Source organism: Salmonella sp. SAL03688 (genome assembly GCF_046551895.1).
Classification (GTDB): domain Bacteria; phylum Pseudomonadota; class Gammaproteobacteria; order Enterobacterales; family Enterobacteriaceae; genus Salmonella; species Salmonella enterica.
The window spans coordinates 390,456-397,969 of sequence record NZ_JBGDVI010000001.1 but is presented as its reverse complement, the minus strand read 5'-3'; the positions used below and the strand labels follow the sequence as shown (position 1 = coordinate 397,969).

The window sequence follows — 7,514 nt, the reverse complement described above, 5'->3', positions numbered from 1 at the left end:
TTTGACATTGTCGCAGTTGGCGATTTATTTTGAAGGGCGGCTGAATAATGTGATGACGCTGTAGAATTTTTAACGTGACACAGAATTCTGAACGCTCTCTTGCTTTTTGTAAAGACTGTATTGCTGTCGCGTCGCTTTGAATTACCGGCTCACCTGCAATAAAGCAAGGTCGAAATGAGGCTTCTTCACCTGGTTTCGGCAGCACCAGCCATGGGCCATTCTTTTGTATTATCGAACTTAGTTCAAATTCACCAACTGGTACACCTTCGCTCATTCTTGACGTCAGCGGTACAACTTTTCTCTCCGGTTCGCTGAGTAACATAATGACGGGCGAAGGGATCTGGCCTGTACGATTACTTATTGAGTTTGCGAGAAGAATCTGCCTGCCACGATCATAGTCCAGACTATATTTATAACGTCGGATCTGCCAGGTAAAAGAACTACCACCTCCTTTTATGCGCATATCAACTGTTTGATCAATTCCTTCCTCCAGGGAGAGTAAATTATCAATATGTTCCCTTAAGCTATATAAAGTAAGCTCTACCGGACATTCTCCCGCACTGTAGTGCCACTCATACAAGGCCTGCATTCCACTACGCGAACGTAAACGTAGTTCAAGCTGGTATCGCGTAGGCTCACCATTTTTTCCGAAAAGATATGCTCTGGCACCCAGAAGATCGTTAATCGTTAAATTTTTCGGGAGAGGCTTCTCATCTTTATCGAACGCAAGACAGCCTCGTGCAGGAAATGGTAACCAAATAACAATCGGGTTTGCAGTGAGGTTTGGCGTTATTTGTAATGAAATTGATGCAGGAGGAATGCCCTCCGCCTTCATCATTATTTCTGTACTACCGGGCAACCGCTTCCTTCCAACTTCAAGTGTTTTTTCCTTCAAGCTATACAAACAAGGGTGCTGAGTAGTAATAATGACAGAACCTTCGTTCGCCTGTTGTCCATTTTTTATTTCCAGACTAAAATCATTGGGGAGAATACCAATTTTCTTACGCAATAACGTTTCATTATTTTCGTTACGCACCGAAATAAACTGTGCTCCCATTTTTTCTTGTACATCACAATTATCTATAAATGTTCCGTTGAAAAAACGCTTGTAATGGTGCGTTGATAGATTCTCAGAATGTTGAGTAATCCCAGGAACACCGAGGAAGAGTTCATCCGGGTAACTTGTCCAATTTAACCGCTTCCCCTGGAAAGAGAATCCAGCATGGATAATCTGATCCCTTCCAGTCTTTATGCGGTACGTTTCGTCGCCTTCAATAATGATATCCTGGCGACCTTTGATGGTCAGAGCACGGCATCCCAAAGCCGAAAAGCCAGAGTCACAATCCTCATGTTCTGAAGCCAGACAACCATCCTTTGGCAGCACAATAAGTACATGGCTGCCACGTACGCTGCAAGAGGCTTGTCCCTGTAACAGCCATTCATTTTTATCAGAAACAAAAACCAATGGAACATCGCCAACCGCAACTTCACTGCCTTCTAAAAGATTGGAGCCGACAAACATACCCCCAGCTCTCGCCACAATAAACAAACTGACCGTAGGATTTCTTCGGTAAAATTTAATCTCGCGCTTACGAACTTTTATTTTTGCCTGGGAGTTACTTAGCGTTGCATAGGCAGGTCCCAGACTTGCGATTTCGTTACCATCTTCATAGATAGCAAGCTCGAAGCGCGTTGTTGAAGGCTCAATATCAATTGAAAAACTCAGCTCTTCAGGCAGAGAAATGAGGGCCTGGACGGCTTCAGGATGATTTTCTGACCATAAAAACTGACAGAGAGTGGTTTTATTCTTTTGAAGGCGGGGTTTTGATTCAGTAGAAGCTGTTCGTAAAAGTCCATTAAGGAAACTGGTACCCGTATCATCATCGAGAGGAACAGGGAAACTGTCACGCCACTTAGGATGAACACGTTCAAGTTCTTTTACGGGTTCGGTATGATTACTCAAATCATAAATTTGAACAAGAGATACTAACTGTTCAGCCATCCGACTAATAAGCTCAACTGAAGTATCCTCTTTGAAAACGACTGGCAGGGATGATTTTTCTACCGCTGCATGGACTAACGCGAACGTGGAAATGTTAGAATATTTAGCCTGATCGTATTGATTTAGAATGAGAGAAAACATCGACTGAAAACGGCTATTAGATTCCTTTAGCAACCTGAAAGGTAGGCCGCCTTCACTGAATAAGGAACCTAAGAAATTCCGCCTTTCTGTGTCATAAAACCGCACTGGACGCCCCCAGTAACCATCCAGGCCTTTAGGGATAATTTTCCCCATTTCCGAGGAAGATGCTGAGATACCTATCGTCTTGTAAATTGGCTCCCATGCCCATCCATACTCCCTTTCATAATCTCTTCGATACCACTCTGAGCAGAACAATGTGAAACAGGCTGCGTACCCTTTATCACTTTTATAACCATCGGGTACCCCTATAGATCGCAGCAGCCATTTCAATTCATCATATTCTTCACTCGTTGCGTGGTATTCATATAACGGACGATGGTCTGGTTGCTTCAATCCTCTGCGGGTGAGGAATTTAGCTAGCCATGGGGTACACTTTAGAATGGATGTGTATTCGGACTGACTCAAAGCAAGCTCCTTGCATTAGAACAGTGAATGGCTGAAAGTTATTATAACATTTTGTTATTTTGAAAAAAAACAGATAACAATAATTGAATTATGAATTTAATTAAATTTGAAATTGATATTAGTTTGATTTTAATCAATAAGCTAAGTTTATTATACGGAGGGCTACTCGCCATTTGTTTTAATCTGTAAGGAGATGATTTGTAGCTCCAAATCTTTTCAACCCCATATCATCCCATTGAACCTCCGGCCAGAACCGTCTTTACGATGGTTAAGGCCTTCTTTTTATCTGCCTGCCTACAAAGGGGTGATATGGAGCTGAATAACGAATACCAAAACTACGAAGACGAGGACGACGAAAGCGCTGACGACCTCCCTCCATCCCACCGCCCGCGCTCTTTCCAGTCCATCATCGGTTGGCTCTACGACAAAGCAGTCAGTGGTATCGCAGGCATCGAATCCGCTGAAATGCTTGCCGCCCGTTATCTTGAGGACGCGAAAGGGTGATGCACAGCTCGCCGCCCGCACCATGATCCACTGGGAGAGAATCATCGCAACTATGTGCTCATGGATTCTTCAACGTAATGACCTCTGACAAAACCCTCAAGCAAGCGATATCAAATATTACTATTTGGCGCAAAGGCGAACAGCGAGCGCCGCATAAGCCGTTATTGCTGTTATATGTCCTCTCGCACTATCGGCAGGGTCACGATCGCCTGTTTGATTATGGTTCTGAAATTCATGAGCAATTGCTGGATTTGCTGGAGCGCTATGGGCCACAGCGCCGTGAGCAGCGCCCGGATATGCCGTTCTGGCGTTTGAAGGGCGATGGTTTCTGGGAATTGCAAAACGCGGAATTCTGCTCAACCAGCGGTAGCCGCCAGCCACCTAAACGTGAACTCATTGAATATAATGTTGCTGGTGGGTTTGATGTCGACAATTTCGCGCTGGTAACAAAAAAACGTAAGCTAATCGACGCGCTGGCGCAGCAGATCCTTGAGGCGCATTTTCCGACCAGTATTCAGGAAGACATCGCTGACGAGATGGGTTTTGATATTCGCACCTCTCTCAGGCAACGCGATCCGAAATTCCGCCAGGCGGTGCTACGAGCTTACAATTATCAATGTGCGGTCTGCGGCTTCAATATGCGCCACGACAACGCCCCTATAGCCCTTGAAGCAGCCCATATCAGATGGAAGCAGCATCATGGTCCTTGTGAAGTACCTAATGGCCTGGCGTTGTGCGCAATTCATCATAAAGCGTTCGATCGTGGTTCGATTGGCCTGGATGAAAATATGCGCGTGGTGGTTTCCGACGCGGTGAATGGTGGCGGAGTGGTACAGCGGTTGTTCTGGGATTTTGCGGGGAAAGAGATCGCGTTGCCCCCGGTTAAAGAAAATTATCCGGGCGAGCGGTTTGTGGAATGGCATAGGAAAGAGGTGTTCAGAGGAGGGCATTGATCTGGGGGAGTATTTTGAGTGTGGTATACGTTATCTGTTAAAAATAGCTCCACATCAAAGGCATCAAAGTAATCGGCCACGGTTCTCGCACTATGGTCTGTAGCGCGCTGGTGGAGTCACACCTGTAGTCAAGCGACGCGTAGAGCGCCAGATGAGCCATCATGAGCGCAAGCGGAATTTATGAGACGCGGCATCTTAAAGAACACAGGGAGATTGTAAGTAGCCCGATATTGTTGGCTTTTGCTTAGCTTGCTGACGGGATTTGTCGTATGAAACATGAAAATTACCTCATGTTTTATATAAGGATTCGACACTATATCAAAACCGGTAACTCTCAATCTTTCAAAGCTATGTGTCAGATCAGGTCGTGATAAGACACATAAATTTAAAGATCTATATATCTGGCCAGATAGACTTTTTTATAACAGCTTTATAAATTAAACAAATCTGCCATAGAGACAGATTTGTTTAATTTATAATTAGAGGTTTGCAACGTTATGATATACTTTTTGCACATCATCATCATCTTCAAGGGCATCAACAAGTCCTTCAAAGATTTCTAAATCTTCTGGTGAAAGTTCAACTTCTGATTGAGCAATCATTTCTAATTCTGTTGTTGAAAATTCAGAAATTCCAGCTGCTTTTAGCGCTGCGATTCCTTTGTGCAGGTCTGTAGCTTCAGTATAAATAACGATGTTTCCTTCTTCTTCGGTTACATCACGAACATCAACTTCAGCATCAAGCAAAATTTCAAAAATATGGTCAGGGTCTGTTCCTTTAAATACAATCACTCCAGTATTGTCAAACATATAGCTGACAGCACCTGCCGCTCCGATATTCCCGCCTTTTTTATTGAAAATTGTGCGGATATTAGCAATCGTACGGTTAACATTAGACGTCAACGTTTCAGCGATAACCATTGAACCATTTGGTCCAAAGCCTTCATAACGCCCTTGCACGAACGTTTCATCTCCGCCACCTTTGGCTTTATCAATGGCTTTATCAATAACATGTTTTGGAACCTGTGCTTGTTTCGCACGTTCAATAACGAATTTTAAAGCTGAGTTTGATTCCGGGTCTGGTTCACCTTGTTTAGCCGCAGCATAGATTTCTACACCAAATTTTGCATATACTTTAGACGTTGCACCGTCTTTAGCTGTTTTCTTAGCAACAATATTTGCCCATTTACGTCCCACTGGAAACATCTCCTCAAAAAATTATTTACATTAATGGCAGGTTAATAACCTGCATGTTTTTCTGCCGTATTATATCATAATATATAAATTCTCGTCTATGAGAAATAAAAACATCCAGCTTTTACGGGGGGGTACTTTGATTTTAACAATGGCTAATATGGTGGGTAAGCCATTTTTTAATTTTCTTCTGGTTCTTTTTTTATTTTTAATAATTGAATCACAGCAATAACTTCTTATTGATGGTGGTTTCGCTCATCAGGTGAGGTGGAACGCTTGCACGTCTTGCGACATATTGTGGCAGAAACTTAATGGCGAAATTAAGAGCCTATCCCATTAGGGCTATTTTACTTGCCATTTTGGACCTGGGCAGTGCTCGCCAAAACGCGTTAGCGTTTTGAACGCCGCTTGCGGCGGCCCGAAGGGCGAGCGTAGCGAGTCAAACCTCACGTACTACGTGTACGCTCCGGTTTTTGCGCGCTGTCCGTGTCCAAACTGGCTGCGCCAATAACGCCTGGTGGGATAGTCTCTAAGACGATATATTCCCGCCTTGAGCCGTGTTAATTTGTTGCATACTTTTAAACGGAGGTATACCTCTTGTAGGCTATACCTCCTGCTTCACGTTATCGCGCGATTAACGCAAATACGCCCCAGCCAAAGTATTCTCGCGTCCAGGTGACGTGGCGTTTGGGGGCTACCGTCAGTTCTGTTCGAACCTCTTGTGCAAACGCATCGTCAGGGTTTTCCTCCAGCCAGCGGCGCATGGTCATCCACTTCGCGGCTTCATATCTGTCCCAGCCTTGCGGGTCTGCCAGCACCATTTCCACTACGTCATAGCCGAGTTGGTCGAAAAAGGCGACCAGCTCGGGCAGGGGACGAAAATCGGCGACGGATGAGACGCCACAGGCGTGGGCGATCTCTTCCGTTGCGGGGATCCGACGCCAGTACGGTTCACCGATGAGAATGATCCCGCCAGGTTTGAGGCTTTTGGCCAGCAGATCTATTGTCCCCGCGACACCGCCCGCAATCCAGGTCGCGCCTACGCAGGCCGCCACGTCATATTTTTCCTCGTCGATATAACCGGCCGCGTCGTTATGAATAAAATGTACGTATTCACTGACGCCGAGCTCTTCTGCACGTTGTTTTGCCTGTGTGGTGAAGAGCGGGCTTATGTCAATGCCAGTACCTATAACACCGTAATCGCGAGCCCAGGTGCAGAGCATCTCACCCGAACCGCTACCGAGATCGAGAATCCGCGTGCCTGGCTTCATGCGTAACGCATGGCCCAGTGTGGCGTACTTTTCCGCTGTAAACGGATTATGGATACGGTGTTCGCTTTCGCTAATGGTAAAAATACGTGGGATATCCATTGGGTTATTCCTTTTACTGAGGGCAATACCCTCAGAAGTGGATGCTTTTTCAGCCAGCAGCGCAAACAGCTTGCCTGCAAAAGTCTCGCCGACCGGCCAGGTGTGACTGTCCGGGCGCTGCAACACAGTGAAGCCAGCATCACCAAGCAGGCTGATATATTCATCATCGCGCCAGGCCTTCATTTGACTGCCGAAACGGGTGGTACAGCCGTTTTCCGCTATCGCCCAGAACTGCGTTGAGCTGGTTTGAGCCTCTTCATCCCAGGCATTTTCCGTTAACAGCAGATGAGGCACGGCAAGAAACAGGCCGTGCGGACAACGCTGCCAGCCTGGCTGCGCCATGCCCTGGCGTTTAACTTCATCGAAGGTATGCACTTCAACAAGCAGTTTGCCGTCCGGTTTCAACCACTGCGCGCAATGACTGATGAGGCTTTGCGCATCCGCAGTGCTAAAGACATTCAGTTCCCCAAACGTCATCATAATGAAATCGAAAGGTTCCGTGGGGTGGTATGTACGAATATCTTGCTGAATGTAGTCAATATTCAGGTTTGCGGCTTGCGCCTGCTGGCGAGCCCATGTGATGGATGCCGGAGAGAAATCTACGCCTGTGCAGTGAAACCCACGCTCCGCTAACAGGCGGGTATAAAAACCGGGTCCACAGCCGAGATCCAGAATGCGGGCGCCAGCGGGTAACTGACGGGTAATCCATGTTACCTGTTGCTCAATCACGGTTAGCCGGCGGCTGGCCCAGTCGTGGTCCTGTGACAGATGATTTTCCAGCATGCGTTGGCTGAAGGCTGGCTCGTCCCAGGGGATTTTGCCTTCATCGGGTAATAGCCGAATGCGATGCGTTGCAAAAATAACGGCGCTGATATCCATCATCATC

The 7,514-nt window shown here is 46.2% G+C and carries 5 protein-coding genes; 2 read left to right on the top strand and 3 right to left on the bottom strand.

Features of this window, described 5'->3' with window-relative positions; translation table 11 throughout:
- Positions 1 to 2,608 (bottom strand): STY4851/ECs_5259 family protein (locus ACLJR2_RS01790; RefSeq protein WP_410957913.1); only part of this gene is annotated, 2,608 nt, incomplete at its 3' end.
- Between the two features lie 309 nt (positions 2,609 to 2,917).
- Here ACLJR2_RS01790 and ACLJR2_RS01785 point away from each other — a divergent pair.
- Both ACLJR2_RS01785 and ACLJR2_RS01780 read left to right on the top strand, forming a co-directional pair.
- Complete coding sequence (locus tag ACLJR2_RS01785) at positions 2,918 to 3,112, top strand: hypothetical protein (protein ID WP_000422448.1); 195 nt, start codon at positions 2,918 to 2,920, stop codon at positions 3,110 to 3,112.
- 77 nt (positions 3,113 to 3,189) lie between these two features.
- Positions 3,190 to 4,065: a phosphorothioated DNA-binding restriction endonuclease gene (locus ACLJR2_RS01780; protein WP_000199885.1), complete on the top strand. Its 876-nt coding sequence runs from the start codon at positions 3,190 to 3,192 to the stop codon at positions 4,063 to 4,065.
- A 479-nt stretch (positions 4,066 to 4,544) separates the two neighbouring features.
- Here ACLJR2_RS01780 and ACLJR2_RS01775 read toward each other — a convergent pair whose 3' ends face one another.
- Complete coding sequence (locus tag ACLJR2_RS01775; RefSeq protein WP_000532937.1) at positions 4,545 to 5,261, bottom strand: YebC/PmpR family DNA-binding transcriptional regulator; 717 nt, start codon at positions 5,259 to 5,261, stop codon at positions 4,545 to 4,547.
- 620 nt (positions 5,262 to 5,881) lie between these two features.
- On the bottom strand, positions 5,882 to 7,513 hold the full coding sequence (locus ACLJR2_RS01770) for a methyltransferase domain-containing protein (RefSeq protein WP_000979791.1): 1,632 nt from the start codon (positions 7,511 to 7,513) through the stop codon (positions 5,882 to 5,884).
- Position 7,514: the final 1 nt, after the last annotated feature.

Bases quoted from the DNA above. Each gene is read 5' to 3' on its own strand.
- ACLJR2_RS01785 (WP_000422448.1), top strand. From the start codon at position 2,918: ATGGAGCTGAATAACGAATACCAAAACTACGAAGACGAGGACGACGAA.
- ACLJR2_RS01780 (WP_000199885.1), top strand. From the start codon at position 3,190: ATGACCTCTGACAAAACCCTCAAGCAAGCGATATCAAATATTACTATT.
- ACLJR2_RS01770 (WP_000979791.1), bottom strand. From the start codon at position 7,513: ATGATGATGGATATCAGCGCCGTTATTTTTGCAACGCATCGCATTCGG.